Here is a 19,939-nt window from a genome sequence, read left to right on the forward strand (position 1 = left end):
GCGTATGGCAAGGCTCATGATCCGTTGTGTGCCCCTTTCCACCTCCCGCGAGCTGCCGCTCTGGCAGCGGCCGGTGACGTTGCTGTTTCTCATGGCGGCGGCGATGCCGGTGGCCTTTGCCACCTGGTCGGCGCTGCTCAACAACTTCGTCATCGAAGTGGCCGGGTTTGACGGATCGGACATCGGCTGGCTGCACACGGTACGCGAAATCCCCGGCTTTCTGGCGGTGGGCGTCATCGCGCTGATCATGCTGATGCATGAGCAGGTGCTGGGGCTTGTCGCGCTGCTGCTGTTGGGGGTGGCGACGGCGGTGACCGCATATTTCCCCTCGATGGCGGGTATCCTGACAGTGACCATGCTGTCATCGATCGGCTTTCACTACTACGAAACGGTCAACCAGTCGTTACAGTTGCAATGGCTGCCCAAAGATCAGGCGCCGCGCATTCTCGGCCTGCTGCTGGCGGCGGGCTCGGCGGCGACCCTGCTGGCCTATGGCGCCATCGTGCTGACCTGGGAGGCGCTGGGACTGTCCTATCCACATGTCTACCTGATCGCCGGCGGCATCACCGCGGCGCTGGCCGTGCTGGCGATGCTGGCCTATCCGCGGTTCGAAGCCCCCGATCCGCAGATCAAGAAGCTGATCCTGCGGCGGCGCTACTGGCTTTATTACGTGCTGCAATTCCTGTCCGGTGCGCGGCGGCAGATCTTCGTGGTCTTTGCCGGTTTCATGATGGTCGAACGCTTCGGCTTTCAGGTGCATGAAGTCACGGCGCTGTTCCTGATCAACCTCGTGGCCAACATGGTCTTTGCTCCCGTGATGGGCCGCGCCGTCGGCCGGTTCGGCGAACGCGCGACGCTGCTCTTTGAATACGCCGGGCTGATCGCGGTGTTTCTGGCTTATGGCGGCATCTACTATTTCGGCTGGGGCGTGCTGCTGGCCGCCTCGCTTTACGTGATCGATCACATGTTCTTTGCCCTGGCGCTGGCGCTCAAGACCTATTTCCAGAAGATCGCCGATCCGCGCGACATCGCCCCCACGGCGGCGGTGGCCTTTACCATCAACCATATCGCGGCGGTGTTCCTGCCGGCAGGGCTGGGGTATCTCTGGCTGATCTCGCCCGGCGCGGTCTTTGTCGGGGCGGCGGGGATCGCCACGGCCTCCTTCTTGTTGGCGCTGCTGATCCCGCGCCACCCGGCGCCCGGCAACGAGACGGTGTTTTCCGGCTATATCGCCGCCGCCCCCGCCGAGTGATCCCCGCCCGGCCGGGAGCGCTTCGCCAGCCGGGCCAAGAGGCCCCGGATCACGTCCGGGGCGCGGCGGGCCATCCGGGCCAGGCAGAGAGTGACTGGCCATGGCCGCGACTTCGGGCTAGAGACCGGAAACGCTTGCCAGGAGGCTCCTCATGCCCACATTCACCGCCTTCACCACCCTGACCGGAAAAGATCAGGCCCATGCGCTCGGTCTGGCGATGGAACGGCTGGAGCCGGAGCCCACCGGCGTCGGCGTCTTCGAGATGGAGGATGGCTCGGGCCTCTGGGAAATCGGCGGCTATTTCACCGAATCCCCCGATGCGGCAGCGCTTGCGCTGCTCTCGGCCGCCTTCGCGGCCAAGGACTTCGTCATCTCTGAACTGCCCGAGACCGACTGGGTGGCCAAGGTCCGGCGCGAGCTTGCTCCGGTCGAGGCCGGTCGGTTCTTTGTCTATGGCAGCCATGACGCCGACAAGGTGCCCGAAAACGCCGAGCCGCTGCTGATCGAGGCCGCCATGGCCTTTGGCACCGGCCACCATGGCACCACGCTGGGCTGTCTGCGGGCGCTCGACCGGCTGGCCAATGACGGCTTCGAAGGCCAGAGCGTGGCCGACATCGGCTGTGGCACCGCCGTTCTGGCGATGGCGGCGGCGCGGATTTGGCCGCAAGAAGTGCTGGCTTCGGATATCGACCGGGTGGCCGTCGACGTGGCCGAGGCCAATGTCCGCGCCAACGGGCTCGAGGGACGAGTGGCCTGTGTCGAGGCCACCGGCTTCGATCATCCCGACATCGCCGCGCGCGCGCCCTTTGATCTGGTCTTTGCCAATATCCTGATGGGGCCGCTGATCGCCCTGGCTCCCGATATGGCCAGGGCGCTCGATACCGGGGGATATGCGATTCTATCCGGAATCCTCACCGAACAGGCGGATGAGGTCATTGCGGTTTATTCCCGGAATGGTATCAATCTGGTGCAACGCGAAGATATTGTTGAATGGACGACCCTGACCCTCCGCAAATCTAGCTGATTTTGCGGGGTTTTTCGGTCAATTCGAGGCAGTTGCCGCAGTGCCGCCACATTTGCAGCCCATTAAGGTTCCCGTGTCTGGTGGGGGCCAGATAGTTAGAGGCTGCCATGTCGGAAACGCTTTTCCATTTCGACAAACGTGTGAATCGCATTGCCAGAAAGAACCGCAAGCTGGCGCGCGGTCACGTCAATTTCATTGACCGTACAGGGGTCATCCGTCAACGTCCGCGCCGCGGGCTCACCGGCGTGCCGCTGCGCGGCCTGCTGACCATCGGCCTGGGCTTTGTCGGCTTCAAGGGCCTGCTGATCGCCCATCAGGGCCCGGTTCAATACGAAGACAAGCTGGCGCTGCTGGCCGAGGGCACGATTTTCGAGCAGGGCGCCGCCTGGGCGATGCAGATCGAGCCCGTATCGCAGGCCGTCGCCCGCTTCATTGCACCGCTGCTTATGTGATCGCAGGGGCGCCGGCCCTGGCGTGCCGCGCCCCGCGCATCCGATTGTTTGTTAACCAGTGCTCCGGTCCAGCCGCCCCCCGCGGCCCGGACCGGATTCCCGCGGCCCGCACCCACGCCTAGACTTCTGCGGGCCGCATCATCAGACTTACCCGCCCCCCATTAACGAGTAAGGCCGCGGCTTCCATCGAAGTCGCGGCCCGGGGGCGTACTCATCTGCGCGCTTTCAGTGATAATCGCCGCGTGCGACGCGGTCGATGTCAGCGCGGGTCAGACCGATGTCGTCCAGCTCGCTCTCGCTCAGCTGCGACAGCATCTTGCGGGTCTGGCGGGCGTCGTTCCACTCTTGCACGGCCGAGATCATGGCGATAATGACGCGACCGATCCGTTCGGCAACGCCGGCAATGGCGATATGGGCGTGGCTCTGTTCAGAAACTGCCATTGTTTTGCTCCTAGGCTAAAGCGCCATGGCGGCGCGTGTTTTCATTTCGCGCAATTAATGTGCAAACACGCCCCGAGCAAGCGCCACCGGCGCATTCCCCATATGCGTTTTCTGCATGGCTCTTTTGGCCCCCAAGAGTCTGAAATAAATCAATAAACTAAGGGCTTTCATGTCGTTTTCAGACCTTCGCGGGACGCGTTTTGCGACGGCCCTGGATCGCCGCCGGCCCGGTCCTGACCGGGCAATCGGCTTGACAGGTTTCGCTTGGCGTTTGTTCCCGGTTCGTGCTAGCGAAACAAAAAGGCAACAAACGGGGCAGTCATGCGGGTTCTGGGCATCGATCCGGGTTTGCGCAACCTGGGCTGGGGCGTGATCGACGTCTCGGGCAACAAGCTGACGCATGTGGCAAACGGCATCTGCCATTCCTCGGGCACGGATCTTGCACTGCGGCTGGTGTCGTTGCATGAACAGCTCTCGGCGGTGCTGGCGCGGTTCGCCCCCACCACGGCGGCGGTGGAACAGACCTTCGTCAACAAGGATGCGGTGGCGACGCTGAAGCTGGGCCAGGCTCGGGGCATCGCGCTTTTGGTGCCGGCGCAGGCCGGGCTCGCGGTGGGCGAATATGCCCCCAACGCGGTCAAGAAATGCGTGGTCGGTGTCGGCCATGCGGACAAGAAACAGGTGGCCCATATGGTCAAAATGCAATTGCCCGGTGTGGTGCTGGCCGGGGCCGATGCGGCCGACGCGCTGGCCATCGCCATCACCCATGCGCTCTATTACCGTTCTCCCAGCCTGCGCGAGGCGCGGGCGTCATGATCGGCAAGCTCTCGGGGCGGATCGACTATCGCGGCGAGGATCACGTGCTGCTCGACGTGCGCGGCGTGGGCTATGTGGTGTTCTGTTCCGAGCGCACCCTGGCCACCCTGCCCGGCCCCGGCGAAGCGGTGGCGCTTTATACCGATCTGGTGGTGCGCGAGGATCTGTTGCAGCTCTACGGCTTTCCGTCGCTGGTCGAGAAGGAATGGCACCGGCTGCTGCTGACGGTGCAGGGCGTCGGCGCCAAGGCGGCGCTGGCGATCCAGGGCGCACTGGGCCCCGAGGGCGTGGGCCGGGCGATCGCGCTTGGCGATGTCACGGCGATCAAGGCGGCCAAGGGGATCGGCCCCAAAACCGCGCAGCGGGTGGTGCATGAGCTGAAGGACAAGGCGCCGGCGGTGATGGCCATGGGCGGCGCCCGGACGGCCGAACTGGGCGATGTCGAAGACGCGGTGATCGAGCCGGCCCCGGCCCGGCCCGCAGCCAAACCCGCACCCAAGACAAGCAACGCCCAGGCCGAGGCGCTGTCGGCATTGAGCAACCTGGGCTACGGTCCCGGCGAGGCGGCGGGCGCGGTGGCCCAGGCCGCCGGCGACGACCCCGCGGCCGAAACCCCGGCCCTGATCCGCGCCGCGCTCAAGCTCTTGGCGCCGAAAGGATGAGGCAAAGGCGCGAGGAGCGGCAGAGATGAGCGAACCGGACCCCACCCTGCGCCCCGAAGCGCGGCCCGAGGATGTCGACCGCGCGCTGCGCCCGCAGCAGCTCGGCGATTTCATCGGTCAGGCCGAGGCCCGCGCCAACCTGCGCGTCTTCATTCAGTCCGCCCGGCAACGCGGCGAGGCGATGGACCACACGCTGTTTCACGGCCCGCCGGGCCTGGGCAAGACGACGCTGGCGCAGATCATGGCGCGCGAGCTGGGCGTCAACTTCCGCATGACCTCGGGACCGGTGCTGGCCAAGGCCGGCGATCTGGCGGCCATCCTGACCAACCTCGAGGCCCGCGACGTCCTGTTCATCGACGAGATCCACCGGCTCAACCCGGTGGTGGAAGAAGTGCTTTATCCGGCGCTGGAGGATTTCGAACTGGACCTGGTGATCGGCGAAGGCCCGGCCGCGCGCACCGTGCGGATCGAGCTGCAACCTTTCACCCTGGTCGGCGCGACCACCCGCCTTGGCCTGCTGACGACGCCGCTGCGCGACCGCTTCGGCATTCCGACGCGGCTCAATTTCTACACCATCGACGAGCTGCACGAGATTGTCAGCCGCAATGCCGTCAAGCTCGGGGTGCCCGCCGACGACGCAGGCGCCAGAGAGATCGCCCGCCGCGCCCGTGGCACGCCGCGCATCGCCGGGCGGCTACTGCGGCGGGTGGTGGATTTCGCCGTGGTCGATGGCGACGGTCATATCACCCGCGAGCTGGCGGATGGCGCGCTGACCCGGCTGGGCGTCGACAACCTCGGCCTCGACGGCGCCGACCGGCGCTATCTCAAGCTGATCGCCGAAAACTACTCCGGCGGCCCGGTGGGGATCGAGACGATTTCCGCCGCGCTCAGCGAAAGCCGCGATGCGCTGGAAGAGGTGATCGAGCCCTACCTGCTGCAACAGGGCCTGATCCAGCGCACCCCGCGCGGCAGGATGCTGGCCCAGAAGGCCTGGACCCACCTTGGCCTGCCCGCCCCCCGCGCGCCGGGACAGAGCGACCTGTTCGGATAAACCCCGCTCCGGCGGATCGCCAAGTTGACAGCGCCGTTAGCGCTGTCATTCTGCGCCGGCACCACCCTATTTTGACAGGAGACCGACCCGTGACAGACGCGCTTCGCAACGCCCGCAGCGATTTCCCGACCGACTTCCTGTTTGGCGCCGCCACCGCCGCCTATCAGATCGAGGGCTCCGGCTTCGGCGGCGCCGGTGCCAGCCACTGGGACACCTTCGCCGCCACCCCCGGCAATGTGGTCGGCGCCGACGACGGCGCGGTGGCCTGCGACCATTACAACCGCTGGCAGGAGGATCTCGATCTGATGCAGGCGGCCGGCTTCGACGCCTACCGCTTCTCGACCTCCTGGTCACGGGTCATGCCCGAGGGCACCGGCCGCCCCAACGCCGAGGGCCTCGACTTCTACGACCGGCTGGTCGACGGCGTGCTCGCGCGCGGGATGACGCCGTTCCTGACGCTGTATCACTGGGATCTGCCGTCGGCGCTGGCGATGAACGGCGGCTGGACCAATCGCGACATTGCCGGCTGGTTCGCCGACTATTGCGCGGTGGTCTTCGACCGCATCGGCGATCGTGTCGCCGCCACCGCCACCATCAACGAGCCTTGGTGCGTCGCCTGGCTGTCGCATTTCATCGGCGCCCATGCGCCCGGCCTGCGCGACATCCGCGCCGCCGCCCATGCCATGCACCATGTATTGCTGGCCCATGGCACCGCGATGCAGGCGCTGCGCGCCAGCGGAGCGAAAGACCTCGGCATCGTGTTGAACTTCGAAACCGCCAGCCCCGCCAGCGACAGCTCCGAAGACCGGGCCGCCGCCGCCCGGGCCGATGCGGTCTACAACCGCTGGTTCATCGAGGCCATCGCCGGCCAGGGCTATCCGGCCGAGGCGCTCGAAGGCCTCGGCCCGCATATGCCGGCGGGCTGGCAGGCGGATATGGACACCATCGCCACCCCGCTCGACTGGCTGGGAGTGAATTATTACACCCGCGCGCTTTATGCCGCAGACCCCACCCGGCCCTGGCCACGATACCGCACGGTCGATGGCCCGCTGCCCAAGACGGCAATGGGCTGGGAAATCCGCCCCGAGGGCCTGCGCGAATTCCTGCTGCGGCTGGCACAGGGACCGGCCCGGGGGCTGCCGATCTATGTCACCGAGAACGGCATGGCGGGCGATGATGCGGTGCAGGACGGTGCGGTACACGACCCGCTACGCCAAGGCTTCATCGACTCCCATCTCGATGCCGCGCGCGCCGCCATTGCCGAGGGTGTCGATCTGCGCGGCTTCTTCTACTGGTCGCTGCTGGACAATTACGAATGGGCCTTCGGCTATGACAAGCGCTTCGGCCTCGTGCACGTCGATTACGCCACCCAGACGCGCACGCCCAAAGCCTCGTACCACGCCCTGGCGCGCGCGCTGAGCCGCTAGAAGAAACTTTGCGGGTCGATATCCACCGCCAGCCGCAGCCCGCCACGCACCGGGAACTGGCCGATCCATTCGGCCAGCGCCCCCTGCAAGGCCACGCCCTTGTCGGCCTTGACCAGAAGCCGCACCCGGTGCCGCCCGCGAACCCGGGCGATCGGCGCCGGCGCCGGGCCAAAGACCTGCGCCCCCACCCGCCGCAGCGCCGCGTCATTGCGCGCCAGCGCCGCGCCCAGGTCGAAGGCCGGCTGCGCCTCTTCGGCTGAAATGATGATCCCCGCCAGCCGGCCATAAGGCGGCACCCCGGCGGCGCGGCGTTCCTCGGCCTCGGCCTGCCAGAAGCGCTCCTCGTCGCCGGCAATGATCGCCCGGATCACCGGATGTTCGGGCTGGTGGGTCTGGATCAGCGCAAGTCCGGGCTTCTCGGCCCGCCCGGCGCGGCCTGCGACCTGGCGCACCAGTTGAAAGGTACGCTCGGCAGCCCGCAGGTCGGAGCCATGCAGGCCAAGATCGGCGTCGATCACCCCGACCAGCGTCAGCAGCGGAAAATTGTGCCCCTTGGCCACCAGCTGGGTGCCGATGACGATATCGGCACCGCCGCCGGCGATCTCCTCGATCTGCGTCTTCAGCGCCCGGGCCGAGCCGTACATGTCCGACGACAATGTCGCCACGCGGGCCTGCGGAAACAGCGCCACCGCCTCCTCGGTCAGCCGCTCCACCCCCGGCCCCACCGCCGCCAGCCGGCCTTCCGCCTCGCAGGAGGGGCAGATTTCGGGCATCGGCCGGCTCTCGCCGCATTGATGGCAGACCAACCGCTTGAGAAACCGGTGTTCGACCATCCGCGCATCGCACTGCGGGCATTCGATCTGATGGCCGCAGGCGCGGCACAGCGTGATCGGCGCATAGCCCCGCCGGTTGATGAACAGCAGCGACTGCTCGCCGCGTTCCAGCCGGGCATTCACCGCCGCCTGGAGCGTCGGCGAGACCCAGCGATCCGATGGCAGGCTTTCGGCCCGCATGTCGATCGCCCGCATCTCCGGCAGCACCGCCGCGCCAAAACGCGACGTCAGCTCGATCCGCGTGTACTTGCCGGCCTGCGCATTGGCCCAGCTCTCCAGCGACGGCGTCGCCGAGGCCAGCACCACCTGCGCGTCTTCCAGCGAAGCGCGCAGCACCGCCATGTCACGCGCATTATAGAGCACCCCGTCGCCCTGCTTGTAGGAGGTGTCATGTTCCTCGTCGACGACGATCAGCCCGAGGTCGCGAAACGGCAGGAACAGCGCCGACCGCGCGCCCACGACCATCTGCGCCCCGCCCTCGCCGACCATCTTCCAGCAGCGCCGCCGCTCGGTCTGGGTAATGCCCGAATGCCATTCCGCCGGTTTCGCGCCGAACCGCGCCTCCACCCGGGTCAGGAATTCCTGGGTCAGCGCGATCTCGGGCAGCAGCACCAGCGCCTGCCGTCCGCGGCGCAGGCAATCGGCCACCGCCTCGAGGTAGACTTCGGTCTTGCCCGATCCGGTGACCCCGCGCAGCAGCGTCGTGGAATAACCCTGGCCGGCGGCGGTGTGCAGATGTGCCACCGCCGTCATCTGGTCGGTGGTCAGCGTCTTGCCGGGACGCGCGGGATCGAGCGGTAGATAGGGCGTGTCGCGCGGCGCCTCCTCCTCACGCACCACGCCCTGGGCGGCCAGCCCCTTGACCACCGAAGGCGAAACCCCGGCCATCTCGGCCAGCTCCTTGAGGGTAAAGGCCAACCCGCCATAGTCCTCCAGCACCCCGAGCACAGCGCGGCGCGCCTTGGTGTCGCGATCCGGCAGCCCCACGCCCCGGCGATAGATCTTGCGCGCCCCCGGTGGCGCGCCCAGCCCCGGCGCCCGGGTGGCCAGCCGCAGCATCGCCGGCAGGGGCGTCAGCGTATAGGCGCCGGCGCGGGTCAGAAAGGCACGCATCCCCTCGCGCATCGGCGCCGCGTCGAGCACCCGGATCACCGCCCGCAGCTTGGCGCGGTCGAAATCCCCCGCCCCGGCGCCCCAGACCACGCCCAGCATCCTGCGCGGGCCCAGCGGCACCTCGACAAAGGCCCCGAGATGGCAGCCGCCCGCCGGCGCCAGGTAATCCAGCACCCCGGCCAGATCGCCCATCGCCTGGGTCAGAAGCACACCGATCCGGTCGCCTTCGTCGAAATAGCTGCGGCACATGCGGCCCTGTCCCTCGCGGCTCGAAACTCTGCCGAGAGGTATGCCACCGCTGCCGGTTTGCCAAGACACCGGCAGCGGACGGCCCCGGCCGCCCCTTTCCTCTTGCCGCAAATACCGCGGGGAGCGCGAGGGGCTGGCCCCTCGCTCCCGCCCCGGCCCCGCAATCCGGCGTTGGCAGAAAGGCACAACCTGAAGAAAAGGCGCAAAGCCCCTCAAAAACCTGCGGAAAGCCCGGACAGGCCCTGCTAGCCTCCGGCAAGGACCACGGGATTCGCTTAAGGGACACGCATGACCTCCAGCCTCAAGATCGACGACGACCTCCGCGCCACCATCATTGCGCGCCCCACCGTGATCCTCGACGACAAGGACGTGATGCATGCGCTGATCGCTGCCAATGAAAAGGCCATGGGCAGCAATATCGTCGATCTGCGCGGCATTGCCATGGAGCGGCTGGAACGTCGCCTCGACCGGCTCGAGGACACTCACCGCAGCGTCATTGCCGCGGCCTATGAGAATCTCGCCGGCACCAACCAGGTGCACCGCGCCATCCTGCGCATGCTCGACCCGGTGGATTTCGAAGCCTTCCTGCGCGGCCTGGGCGGCGAAGTGGCCGATATCCTGCGCGTCGATGCGGTGCGGCTGGTGCTGGAAAGCGCCGAGCGGGCCGAGGACGATCCGGCGATCTCGAAACTCGGAGATGTGCTGCGGGTGGCCGAACCCGGCTATGTCTCGCAATATGTGACCGAGGGCCGCATGGGCGGGCTGCGCCCGGTCACCCTGCGCCAGCGCGCCGCCGGCGATCCGGCGCTCTACGGCGGCAAGGCCGGCGACATCCGCTCCGAGGCATGTCTGGTGCTCGATCTCGGCCCCGGCCGGCTGCCCGGCATGTTGGCCTTCGGCGCCGAGGATCCACATCTCTTCACGCCGCAGCAGGGCACCGATCTGCTGGCCTTCTTCGCCGGTGTCTTCGAGCGCTCGATGCGCCGCTGGCTGGCGTGAGCACGCCCGCGACCTTCATCTCGCCTGCGGCGCGCGACGCGCTGGAGGACTGGCTGACCCAGGCCCGCGCGCTGCAAGGCCGGGCCGAGAACACCACCGGGGCCTATCGCGCCGATGTGCTGGGCTTCCTGGCCTTCATGACCGAATATCACGGTGGCACCCAGGGTCTGGGCCCGCTCTCGCGCATCACCCTGCGCGACATGCGCGCCTGGATGGCCCATACTCGCGGACCGGAGGTGGGGCCGCGCACGCTGGCGCGCAAGCTCTCGGCGGTCAAGAGCTTCTACCGCTGGCTGGCCGAACGCGAGGGCTTCGAGCCCACCGCCGTGCTCTCCACCCGGGCGCCGAAATATACCCGCAAGCTGCCCCGCCCGCTGGCCGAAGAGGCCGCCCGCGCGATGATCGACACCATCGAGATGCAGAGCCAGACCGGCTGGATCGCCGCCCGCGACATGGCGGTGGTGACCCTGCTTTACGGCGGCGGGTTGCGGATTTCCGAGGCGCTAGGGCTGAACCGCGGCGCCGCGCCGCTGGGCGACAGCCTGCGCGTTCTGGGCAAGGGTCAAAAAGAGCGGATCGTGCCGGTGATCCCCGCCGCCGCCCGCGCCGTCGACGCCTATCTCGCCCTCTGCCCCTTTGATCCCGAACCGGAGGCGCCGCTGTTTCTCGGCGCCCGCGGCGGGCGGCTCAACCCGCGGCTGGTGCAAAAGGCGATGCAGCAGGCGCGCATGCAGCTCGGCCTGCCCGCCAGTGCCACGCCGCATGCCATGCGCCACAGCTTCGCCACCCATCTGCTCAACGCCGGCGGCGACCTGCGGGCGATCCAGGAACTCCTCGGCCATGCCTCGCTGAGCACCACTCAAGGGTACACCGGCATCGACAGCGCCCGGCTGCTCGAGGTCTACGAGAAAGCGCATCCCAAGGCCGGGTAGGCCGGGACATTCGGGTAGACCGGGAGATGATCGCCGGTTCGCGTCGCCATCCCCGGGCAACAGCCGCGCCCCGCCGCCTCACGCCAGCAGGAACAATGTGATCCCGGGAAACAGCACCAGAAGGATCACCCGCAGGATGTCGGAGGTGACGAACCAGATCACCGCGCGGTAGGTGTCGGCCATCGGTGTCGTCCGGTCCATGGTGTTGATGATAAAGAGGTTCATCCCCACCGGTGGCGTGATCAGCCCGACCTCGACGACGATCAGCACCAGGATGCCGAACCAGATCGCCACCTGTTCCGCCTCGATCCGGTTGGCGATGCCTTCGGTCACCCGGATGCCCAGCGCCTGCATCTGCTCGCGGCTCAGCTCGGCGCCCGTCGCCAAGGCCTCGCGGATCGCGGCCAGCATCTCGGCCGCCATCCCCTCGGGCACCCCCGCCGCCAGCACCTCGCGCGCCGCCTCGGCCTGCATCGCGGCGAGATCGACAAAACCGAAATCCATCAGCGAGATCACCGGGAAAAAGATCGGGATGGTCAGCAGGATCATCGACAGGCTGTCCATCAGGCAGCCGAACACCAGATAAAAGACCAGCACCAGCGCCAGCACCGTCCAGGGGCTGAAGCCCTGCCCCACTACCCAGTCGGCCAGCTCCTGCGGCACCTGGGTCAGCGCCAGGAAACCATTGTAGATCCCCGCCCCCAGAACGATGAAAAAGATCATCGCGGTCGACGAGGCGGTGACCAGGATCGCCTCCTTGAACACTGTCCAGGACATGTTGCCGCCGATCAGCGCAATGATGCCGGTGCCGGCGGCGCCGACCGCGGCGCCCTCGGTCGGGGTGAACCAGCCGACATAGATGCCGCCCACCACCAGGCCAAAGACCAGCACCACCGGCCAGACGTCGAGGAAATTCCGCAGCCGCGTGGCCCAGGGCACCGGCGCCCGCACGCCCGCCGCCTCGGGGTTCACGCGGACAAAGATCGAGATCGTCAGGATATAACCCAGCGCCGCCAAGAGCCCCGGCACGAAGGCCGCAAGAAACAGCTTGGCGATGTTCTGCTCGGTCAGGATGGCATAAATCACCAGGATCACCGAGGGCGGGATCAGGATGCCCAGGGTGCCGCCCGCCGCCAGCGTCGCGGTCGAGAAGCCGCCGGAATAGCCGTAACGCTTGAGCTCCGGCAGAGCGACGCGGCTCATGGTGGCGGCCGTGGCCAGCGACGAACCGCAGATCGCGCCAAATCCGGCGCAGGCGCCGACGGCGGCCATCGCCACCCCGCCCTTGCGATGGCCGAGAAAGCTCTCGGCGGCGCGAAACAGCGCCGCCGACATGCCCGACAGCGTGGCGAACTGGCCCATCAGCAGGAACAGCGGGATGATCGACAGCGAATATGAGGAAAAGGTGGTGTAGGTCTCGCTCTTGAGCCGCGCCATGAAGACCGTGGTGCCATCGGTGGCGAGCCAGAGCCCGCCGATGCCACAGAGCAGCATGGCCAGCCCGATCGGCGCGCGCAGAAAGATCATCACCAGCAGTACGGGAAAAGACAGGAAACCCAGCGTCAGCAAGCTCAATGCACCGCTCCTTCGGCCTGCGGCAGCCGCGCCCGCCCGGTCAGGGCAAAGGCCAGCCGCGCATAGGCGCAATAGCCTGCCACCACCGCGGCCACGCCGGCCGCCACGAGGCTGGCCGCATAGGCCCACCAGACCGGGAATTGCAGCAGAAAAGTGGTCTCGCCATTGCCGTATTTGCCGATCATGCCGGCCGCCAGACGCAGGGTGATCAGCCAGATCGTCAGGCTCAGCACAACCTCCCAGAAGGCGATCAGCCAGCGGTTGGCGCGCAGCGGCAGGGCCTGGGTAAAGATGTCCACCGTCGCATGGCCGCCGTGCAGCTGGCAGATCGGCAGGAAGGCAAAGATGGCAAAGGCCACCCCGGCTTCGACCAGTTCGAAATCGCCGGCCACCGGGCCGACCCCGCTATTGATCAGCGCCGCGCCCAGGGCCTCGCCCAGAACGCCGGAATGGCCCAGGGTATTGAGCCCGCGGCCCAGCACGCTGACACAGGTCAACCCGACCAGGACAGTCAGCACCAGCCCGCCGGTGATCGCCATCAGCCGGGCCAGCCGGTCCATGAATATCAGCATCTTGCCCGGCCCTCCCGGCGTCTTGGTACGGCCCCCGGCGGCGTTGCGCCGGGGGCCGTGGGCCTCACATCGAGGCGTCTTCGATCAGCTCGAGCGCACGGGCGCGCAGCGCCGCGCCGTCAATGCCCTTGCCCTCCATCTCGGCGATCCAGGCATCGATCGTGCCCGCGGCCGCGGCCTGCCATTCCGCGGTCTGCGCGTCGCTCAGGGTGATGATATTGTTGCCCAGGTCGAGCGCGGTCTCGCGTTCGGGCGCGTCGTCCTCCTGCATCTGCCGGCCGAATTGCGCCGAGGTCTCGAGCCCGGAATTGGCATCGATCACCGCCTTGAGATCGTCGGGCAGCGACTCGTACTTGTCCTTGTTCATGGCAAAGACGAAAGCCGCGGTATAGAGCGCCTTGTCGCCGCCCATCTCGGTATGGTTCTGCACCAGTTCCGGCACCTTGAGCGCGCCGGTCACCTCCCAGGGGATTACCGTGCCGTCGATCACGCCTTTCGACAGCGCCTCCGGCACCGCCGGCACCGGCATGCCAACCGGCGTCGCGCCCAGCGCGGCGAACATCTGGTTGGTCACCCGGGTCGGCGCCCGCAGCTTGACGCCGTTGAGGTCGGAAACCTCTACCACCGGATCCGAGGTATGGATGATCCCCGGCCCGTGCACATGCAGGGCGATCGGTTTGATGTCCTTGAAATCGTCCTCCATCATCGTCTCTTCGGCCAGCGACCAATAGGCCCGGCTGGCGGCCTCGGCGGTGGTCATGGTGAAGGGCAGTTCAAATACTTCGGCCCGCGGGAACCGGCCCGGCGTATACCCCGGCAGGGTCCAGACGATATCGGCCACGCCATCGACAAGCTGGTCCATCAGCTCCGGCGGGGTGCCGCCCAGAGCCATGGCGTGAAACAGCTGAATGTCGATCCGGCCATCGCTCTCGGCCTCGACCTTCTCGGCCCAGGGGATGAGGATGTTCTGCGGCACATTGGCCTGCTCCGGCAGGAAGGAATGCAGCCGCAGCGTCACCTCCTGCGCGAAGGCCGCCCCGCCCCCGAAGGCGGCGGCCAGCGCCGTGCCCATTGCCAGCTTCACCAGGTTACGCGTATCGGTCATCATCATTCCTCCCATAGGCTCCCATTGGACATTTCTTTTCGGGCCTTGCCGACCCTGTAGCTTCCGCTCTGCCTCAGGCAAATAAAATTGCCGCCGGCGAGATAAGCTCAGACTATACCCATCCGTTGCAACGCGCATCATTTTCGTACCGGCGGCCGCAGGTCCGGGCGTTGGCCTGCCGTGGGGTTCACGCGGATTTTCAACACTGTGCCAGCGGCCCCCATTGAATCCAACCGCCATATCGGGGATGACTGACCGATGACAAATCTCCGCGCTCTCTCGATCCACTGGCTGACCGCCACCGGCGCCGTCTTTGCCATGCTGGCGCTTCTCGAGGCGGCGCGCGCGGACTGGCCGATGATGTTCGTCTGGCTGGTGGTGGCCTTTGCGGTCGATGGCGTCGACGGGCCGCTGGCGCGGAAATACGACGTCAAGCACAATGCGCCGCGGTTTGACGGCGTGCTGCTCGATCTGATCATCGACTACCTGACCTATGTCTTCATTCCGGCCTTTGCGCTGTTTCAATCCGGCCTGCTACCCGGCTGGCCCGGCTGGCTCGCGATCATTGTGGTGACCTTTGCCAGCGCGCTGTATTTCGCCGATACCGGCATGAAGACAAAAGACAATTCCTTCGCCGGCTTCCCCGGCTGCTTCAACATGGTGGTGATTGTCATGTTTGCCATCGCGCCGCCGCCGCCGGTGATCCTGGCCATCGTGCTGGTCTGTGCCGTGGCGATGTTCCTGCCGCTCAAGTTCATCCACCCGGTCCGCACCGAGCGCTGGCGCCTGCTGTCGCTGCCCGTGGCGCTGGCCTGGACCTTCTTTGCCGGCTGGGCCGCCTGGGTGAACTTCGATCCCCAGAGCTGGGCGCATTGGGGGTTGGTGGTGACCTCGCTCTACCTGATCTCGGTCGGCATCGTGCAGCAGATCGTGCCGGAGGCAGCGGCATGAGCGCCGCCTCGGCCCCCCCGCCGGCCGGGAGCGCCGGCCTGCGCCTGGTCGGGCTGACGGCGCTGGTGATGGTGGCCTTTGCGGCCAATTCTGTGCTCAACCGCATGGCGCTCGAAGGCGGCGCCGGTGCCTCGAGCTTTGCCCTGATCCGGCTGATCTCCGGCGCCGCATTGCTCGGCCTGCTGGTGTCGCTGCGCGGCGAGGCGCGCGCCCTGCGCCCGACCCGAGCGGTCTGGCCCGGGGTGGCGACGCTGACGCTCTATATCCTCGGCTTCTCCTTTGCCTATCGGACATTGCCGGCGGGGATCGGCGCGCTGATCCTGTTTGGCGGGGTGCAGATCACCATGTTCGCCGGCGCGGTTCTGGCCCGCGAGCCGCTGCCGCCGCTGCGCATCCTCGGCGCGACGATTGCCTTTGCCGGCCTGGCCTGGCTGATGGGGCCGGGCGCGGAACGGCCCGATCCGCTGGGCGCGGCGCTGATGCTGGCCGCCGCGCTGGGCTGGGGGCTGTTTTCGCTGATCGGACGCAAGCGAGGCGCGCCGTTGCAGACCATGAGCGCGTCGTTCCTCTGGTCGGTGCCGCTCGGCGCCCTGGCCTTTGCGTTCTGGCCGGATGCGACCAACCTGCGCGGCGTGATCCTCGCGGTGATCGCAGGTGCGGTGACCTCGGGCCTGGGCTATGCGCTGTGGTACACCGTGCTGCCGCAACTGCGCGCCGCCACCGCCGCCGTGGTCCAGCTGACCGTGCCGATCATCGCCATGGCCGGCGGCATGCTCTTCCTGGCCGAGCCGCTTACTCTGCGCTTCGTACTCTCGGCGCTTCTGGTGCTGGGCGGCGTGGCGCTGTCATTGCGCGCAAGGTAACCCCTTCCGCATGCCCCGCCCGCCGCTTATCTGAGGCCTCATGCGTCTTGTCCTTGCCCTTGTCCTGTTCATGCTGCCCGGCGTCGTCCGGGCCGAGTGCATCGTCTTCCTGCACGGCCTGGCCCGCAGCGAATACAGTTTCGCGGTGATGGAACAGGTGATGCGCCTCGAAGGCTATGACACGGTGCTGCCCTCCTATCCCTCGACCTCGGCCGATGTGGAAACCCTGGTCGGCAAGACCCTGCCCGAAGCCCTGGCGCAATGCGGCACCCAGACCACGCATTTCGTCACCCACTCCATGGGCGGCATTCTGCTGCGCGTCTGGCTGCGCGATCACGGCACGCCCGACAATCTGGGCCGCGTGGTGATGCTCGCCCCGCCCAACCACGGTAGCGAGCTGGTGGACGAGCTCGGCGGGCTCGAGCTGTTCCGCTGGATGAACGGCCCGGCCGGGCTGCAACTGGGCACCGATCCCGAAAGCCTGCCGCCGCAGCTTCCCCCGGTGGAGGCAGAACTCGGCGTGATCGCCGGCAACCGCTCGCTCAACCCCTATTTCTCGTCGCTGATCGACGGGCCGGACGATGGCAAGGTCTCGGTCGCCTCGACCAAGGTCGAGGGCATGGACTGGCATATTACCCTGCCGGTCACCCATACCTTCATGATGAACAATCCGATCGTGATACAACAGACCCTGCTGTTCCTGCGCGAAGGCCGTTTCGACCCCGGCATGGATCTTGCCGACATGCTGTTCGGAGATGACGATGCCAATTGATCTCACCTTCACCGGCGCGCGCTGGCTCTCGCCGCATGGGCTGCGCGGCGGGCCGCTGGCGATCTCCGGCGGGTTGGTCGGCGCGGCGGCTGGCGGGCGCCCTGTCGACGTCTCCGGCAAGTTGATCCTGCCCGGCATCGTCGATCTGCACGGCGACGGTTTCGAACGCCATCTCGCCCCCCGCCGCGGCGCCATGACCGACCTTGCCGCCGGGTTGGTCTCGGCCGAAGCCGAACTGGCCGCCAATGGCATCACCACCGCCGTTCTGGCGCAATTCTATTCCTGGGAAGGCGGGCTGCGTAGCCCCGAGTTCGCCAGGCGGATGCTGGCGGCGCTGGCCCGGGTGCGGCCGCAGCTCGACACGGATTTACAGGTCCAGCTGCGGCTCGAGACCCATATGATCGACGATTTCCGGACAGTGCTCGGGCTGTTGGCAGAGCATGACATCCGCTATGTCGCCTTCAACGATCATCTGCCGCACGACCGGCTGGCATCGGGCCGCGCGATCCCGCGGCTCACCGGCACGGCGCTGAAATCCGGCCGCAGCCCCGAGGCGCATTTGGCGCTGATGCAGGCGCTGCATGCGCGCTCGGCCGAAGTGCCGGCGGCGCTGGATGCGGTCTGCGCCGATCTGCGCCGGCGCGACATCCGCTACGCCAGCCACGACGATGCCAGCGCCGAGGACCGCGCCATCTGGGCCGCCCGCGGCGCCGCGATCAGCGAATTCCCCGAGACCCGCGAGGCCGCCCAGGCGGCGCGGGACCGTGGCCAGCCGGTGGTGCTTGGCGCGCCCAACGTGGTGCGCGGCGCCAGCCACAAGGGCAAGGTCTCGGCCCGGGCGCTGGTCGAGGACGGGCTCTGCACCGCGCTGGCCTCGGACTACCACTACCCGGCCCCGCGCAACGCGGTCTGGCAGCTGGTCGATCTCGGACAGCGGGATCTGGCGCAGGCCTGGGCGCTGATCTCCTCCGGCCCGGCACAGGTGCTGGGCCTGACAGACCGCGGCACGCTGGCGCCCGGCCAACGCGCCGATCTGGTGGTGCTCGACGCCACGACCCGCCGGGTCGAGGCGACGCTCTGCGCCGGGGTCTTCACCCATCTGGCTGGCGAAACCGCCCGCCGGCTGGTCACCGCCTGACCCCGTCCCGGACCCCGATCCGGGACCTCCCCGATCGCAGATCTTCGCAGCAGAGAGCCCCCCGCCGCCGACGGGTTTATCCTGCGGTCTTCACCCGGTTCACATGCCCCATCTTGCGCCCCGGCTTGACCTCGGTCTTGCCGTAAAGATGCAGGCTGGCATGGCGCTCCCTGGCAATCTCCGGCACCCGGTCCATGTCCTCGCCGATCAGGTTTTCCATCACCACATCGGCATGTCGGCCGCCATCGCCCAGCGGCCAGCCCGCCACGGCGCGGATATGCTGTTCGAACTGATCGACGGCACAGCCCGCCTGGGTCCAATGGCCCGAGTTATGCACCCGCGGCGCGATCTCGTTGACCACGAGGCCCCGGCCGGTGACAAAAAGCTCCACCCCCATCACGCCGACATAATCCAGCGCATTGAGGATCTGCCCGGCCAGCAGCACCGCATCGGCCTGCATCATCGGCCGGATCTCGGCCGGCACCGTGGTGGTGCGCAGGATGCCACCCTCGTGCACATTCTCGCCCGGGTCGAAACAGGCCACCTCGCCGGTCACCCCGCGCGCCGCGATCACCGAGATCTCGCGCTCGAAATCGACGAAGCCCTCCAGCACCGCCGGCGCGCCCGCCATGTCGGCCAGCGCCTGACCGGCATCGCCCGGCGCCATGATCCGCGCCTGGCCCTTGCCGTCATAGCCGAAGCGCCGGGTCTTGAGGATCGCCGGCGTGCCGATCCGCGCCAGCGCCGCCTCCAGCGATGCCGCGTCACCGACATCGGCATAAGGCGCCACCGTCAGCCCCGACCCCGACAGGAAGTCCTTCTCGATCAGCCGGTCCTGGCTCACCCGCAGCGCCTCGCGCCCCGGCCGGATCGGCCGCAGCGCCTCGAGGATGTCGAGCGCCGCCGTCGGAATGTTCTCGAATTCATAGGTGATGACATCGACGCTCTCAGCAAAGGCCCGCAATGCCGCGGCATCGTCATAGCCCGCCGTCGTCACTTTCCAGGCGACATCACCGGCCGGCGGATGGGCCCCCGGCTCGAAGACATGGCAGCGAAAGCCCAGCCGGCTCGCCGCCACCGCGAGCATGCGGCCAAGCTGGCCACCGCCCAGAATGCCGATCACCGCCCCCTGCGCCAGAGCCTTATTCATCGACCGGCACCTCCGGGATCGAGGCCGAGAGCGCAGCACGCCAATCCTCCAGCCGCTGCGCCAGCCCGGCATCCTGCAACGCCAGAATGCCCGCCGCCATCAGCCCCGCGTTTTTCGCTCCCGGCGCGCCGATCGCCATGGTCGCCACCGGATAGCCGCGCGGCATCTGCAAGATCGAATACAGCGAATCGACCCCCGAGAGCGCCCGGGTCTGCACCGGTACGCCGATCACCGGCACCCGGGTCTTCGACGCCATCATACCCGGCAGATGCGCCGCGCCGCCGGCGCCGGCGATGATCACCTGCACCCCCCGGTCCACCGCCGTCTTGCCGTAGTCCCAGAGCCGGTCCGGCGTCCGATGCGCCGAGACGATGCGCGCCTCATAGGCCACGCCCAGCTCGTCCAGCACATCCGCCGCTTCCTTCATGGTGGGCCAATCCGACTGGCTGCCCATGATGATGCCCACTACCGGCTCTGTCATCGCATCCCCTCACGTTAGGAAGGCCGCACTATAGCCAGAGCGCCCCCATTGGCAACGGCCCCGCCGGTCGCAGCGGCAGCA

General features: G+C 67.6%; 20 protein-coding genes. 13 read left to right on the forward strand and 7 right to left on the reverse strand.

Going from position 1 to position 19,939, the window contains the following annotated elements; all coding sequences use genetic code 11:
• Positions 1–16 precede the first annotated feature (16 nt).
• The 3 genes from PVW49_RS13555 to PVW49_RS13565 all read left to right on the forward strand — a co-directional run bounded on the left by PVW49_RS13555 (position 17) and on the right by PVW49_RS13565 (position 2,728).
• Positions 17–1,252 carry an MFS transporter gene (locus PVW49_RS13555; RefSeq protein ID WP_274590779.1) on the forward strand — a complete coding sequence of 412 codons (1,236 nt, stop codon included), beginning with the start codon at positions 17–19 and terminating at the stop codon, positions 1,250–1,252.
• 151 nt (positions 1,253–1,403) lie between these two features.
• Complete coding sequence (locus PVW49_RS13560) at positions 1,404–2,276, forward strand: 50S ribosomal protein L11 methyltransferase (protein ID WP_274590780.1); 873 nt, start codon at positions 1,404–1,406, stop codon at positions 2,274–2,276.
• A 107-nt stretch (positions 2,277–2,383) separates the two neighbouring features.
• The gene (locus PVW49_RS13565) at positions 2,384–2,728 is read left to right on the forward strand and encodes a hypothetical protein (protein ID WP_048532809.1); all 345 of its coding nucleotides are present in this window, start codon (positions 2,384–2,386) and stop codon (positions 2,726–2,728) included.
• A gap of 225 nt (positions 2,729–2,953) precedes the next feature.
• Here PVW49_RS13565 and PVW49_RS13570 read toward each other — a convergent pair whose 3' ends face one another.
• Positions 2,954–3,169, reverse strand: a complete 216-nt coding sequence (locus tag PVW49_RS13570; RefSeq protein WP_048532810.1) for a DUF1127 domain-containing protein — start codon at positions 3,167–3,169, stop codon at positions 2,954–2,956.
• 321 nt (positions 3,170–3,490) lie between these two features.
• Between PVW49_RS13570 and ruvC the strand changes: the two genes are divergently transcribed.
• The 4 genes from ruvC to PVW49_RS13590 all read left to right on the forward strand — a co-directional run bounded on the left by ruvC (position 3,491) and on the right by PVW49_RS13590 (position 7,125).
• Positions 3,491–3,985 (forward strand): crossover junction endodeoxyribonuclease RuvC, encoded by a 495-nt coding sequence (gene ruvC / locus PVW49_RS13575; protein ID WP_074836216.1) that lies wholly within the window; start codon positions 3,491–3,493, stop codon positions 3,983–3,985.
• Positions 3,982–4,647, forward strand: coding sequence for a Holliday junction branch migration protein RuvA (gene ruvA, locus PVW49_RS13580; protein WP_048532812.1), 666 nt, complete (start codon positions 3,982–3,984; stop codon positions 4,645–4,647). Before ruvC ends, ruvA begins: the two co-directional genes overlap by 4 nt.
• 25 nt (positions 4,648–4,672) lie before the next feature.
• Positions 4,673–5,698: a Holliday junction branch migration DNA helicase RuvB gene (ruvB, locus tag PVW49_RS13585; protein ID WP_274566022.1), complete on the forward strand. Its 1,026-nt coding sequence runs from the start codon at positions 4,673–4,675 to the stop codon at positions 5,696–5,698.
• 89 nt (positions 5,699–5,787) lie between these two features.
• Positions 5,788–7,125, forward strand: a complete 1,338-nt coding sequence (locus tag PVW49_RS13590; RefSeq protein WP_274590781.1) for a GH1 family beta-glucosidase — start codon at positions 5,788–5,790, stop codon at positions 7,123–7,125.
• Here the strand turns inward: PVW49_RS13590 and PVW49_RS13595 are convergent.
• Positions 7,122–9,320 carry a primosomal protein N' gene (locus tag PVW49_RS13595; RefSeq protein ID WP_274590782.1) on the reverse strand — a complete coding sequence of 733 codons (2,199 nt, stop codon included), beginning with the start codon at positions 9,318–9,320 and terminating at the stop codon, positions 7,122–7,124. The two genes, PVW49_RS13590 and PVW49_RS13595, sit on opposite strands and share 4 nt — an antisense overlap.
• 288 nt (positions 9,321–9,608) lie before the next feature.
• Here PVW49_RS13595 and PVW49_RS13600 point away from each other — a divergent pair, with 288 nt between their 5' ends.
• Both PVW49_RS13600 and PVW49_RS13605 read left to right on the forward strand, forming a co-directional pair.
• Positions 9,609–10,319 (forward strand): DUF484 family protein, encoded by a 711-nt coding sequence (locus PVW49_RS13600; protein ID WP_274590783.1) that lies wholly within the window; start codon positions 9,609–9,611, stop codon positions 10,317–10,319.
• Positions 10,316–11,251 (forward strand): tyrosine recombinase XerC, encoded by a 936-nt coding sequence (locus PVW49_RS13605; protein ID WP_371398802.1) that lies wholly within the window; start codon positions 10,316–10,318, stop codon positions 11,249–11,251. Before PVW49_RS13600 ends, PVW49_RS13605 begins: the two co-directional genes overlap by 4 nt.
• Before the next feature lie 78 nt (positions 11,252–11,329).
• Here PVW49_RS13605 and PVW49_RS13610 read toward each other — a convergent pair whose 3' ends face one another.
• From PVW49_RS13610 to PVW49_RS13620, 3 genes are all read right to left on the reverse strand, one after another.
• Positions 11,330–12,826 carry a TRAP transporter large permease gene (locus PVW49_RS13610; protein WP_274590784.1) on the reverse strand — a complete coding sequence of 499 codons (1,497 nt, stop codon included), beginning with the start codon at positions 12,824–12,826 and terminating at the stop codon, positions 11,330–11,332.
• On the reverse strand, positions 12,823–13,398 hold the full coding sequence (locus PVW49_RS13615; protein ID WP_274590785.1) for a TRAP transporter small permease: 576 nt from the start codon (positions 13,396–13,398) through the stop codon (positions 12,823–12,825). Before PVW49_RS13615 ends, PVW49_RS13610 begins: the two co-directional genes overlap by 4 nt.
• 64 nt (positions 13,399–13,462) lie before the next feature.
• Positions 13,463–14,503, reverse strand: a complete 1,041-nt coding sequence (locus tag PVW49_RS13620; protein WP_274590786.1) for a TRAP transporter substrate-binding protein — start codon at positions 14,501–14,503, stop codon at positions 13,463–13,465.
• 258 nt (positions 14,504–14,761) lie between these two features.
• Here PVW49_RS13620 and PVW49_RS13625 point away from each other — a divergent pair, with 258 nt between their 5' ends.
• From PVW49_RS13625 to PVW49_RS13640, 4 genes are read left to right on the forward strand one after another with little or no spacing between them, the layout of a single operon-like run.
• Positions 14,762–15,454, forward strand: a complete 693-nt coding sequence (locus PVW49_RS13625; RefSeq protein WP_048532821.1) for a CDP-alcohol phosphatidyltransferase family protein — start codon at positions 14,762–14,764, stop codon at positions 15,452–15,454.
• A complete protein-coding gene (locus tag PVW49_RS13630) occupies positions 15,451–16,317 on the forward strand; it encodes a DMT family transporter (protein ID WP_244526468.1) in 867 nt (288 codons plus the stop codon). Before PVW49_RS13625 ends, PVW49_RS13630 begins: the two co-directional genes overlap by 4 nt.
• 40 nt (positions 16,318–16,357) lie before the next feature.
• Entirely contained in the window at positions 16,358–17,089 is a 732-nt protein-coding gene (locus PVW49_RS13635; RefSeq protein WP_074836206.1) for an esterase/lipase family protein, read from the forward strand.
• Positions 17,079–18,227 carry an alpha-D-ribose 1-methylphosphonate 5-triphosphate diphosphatase gene (locus PVW49_RS13640; RefSeq protein WP_244526467.1) on the forward strand — a complete coding sequence of 383 codons (1,149 nt, stop codon included), beginning with the start codon at positions 17,079–17,081 and terminating at the stop codon, positions 18,225–18,227. The genes PVW49_RS13635 and PVW49_RS13640 overlap by 11 nt, the downstream gene beginning before the upstream one ends.
• Positions 18,228–18,303: 76 nt before the next feature.
• On the opposite strand, the gene PVW49_RS13645 is transcribed toward PVW49_RS13640, so the two are convergent.
• Positions 18,304–19,377 carry a 5-(carboxyamino)imidazole ribonucleotide synthase gene (locus PVW49_RS13645; protein WP_074836203.1) on the reverse strand — a complete coding sequence of 358 codons (1,074 nt, stop codon included), beginning with the start codon at positions 19,375–19,377 and terminating at the stop codon, positions 18,304–18,306.
• The gene (purE, locus tag PVW49_RS13650) at positions 19,370–19,858 is read right to left on the reverse strand and encodes a 5-(carboxyamino)imidazole ribonucleotide mutase (protein ID WP_048532826.1); all 489 of its coding nucleotides are present in this window, start codon (positions 19,856–19,858) and stop codon (positions 19,370–19,372) included. The genes PVW49_RS13645 and purE overlap by 8 nt, the downstream gene beginning before the upstream one ends.
• Positions 19,859–19,939: the final 81 nt, after the last annotated feature.

This window comes from Marinovum sp. PR37, assembly GCF_028807375.1.
Taxonomy (GTDB): domain Bacteria; phylum Pseudomonadota; class Alphaproteobacteria; order Rhodobacterales; family Rhodobacteraceae; genus Marinovum; species Marinovum algicola.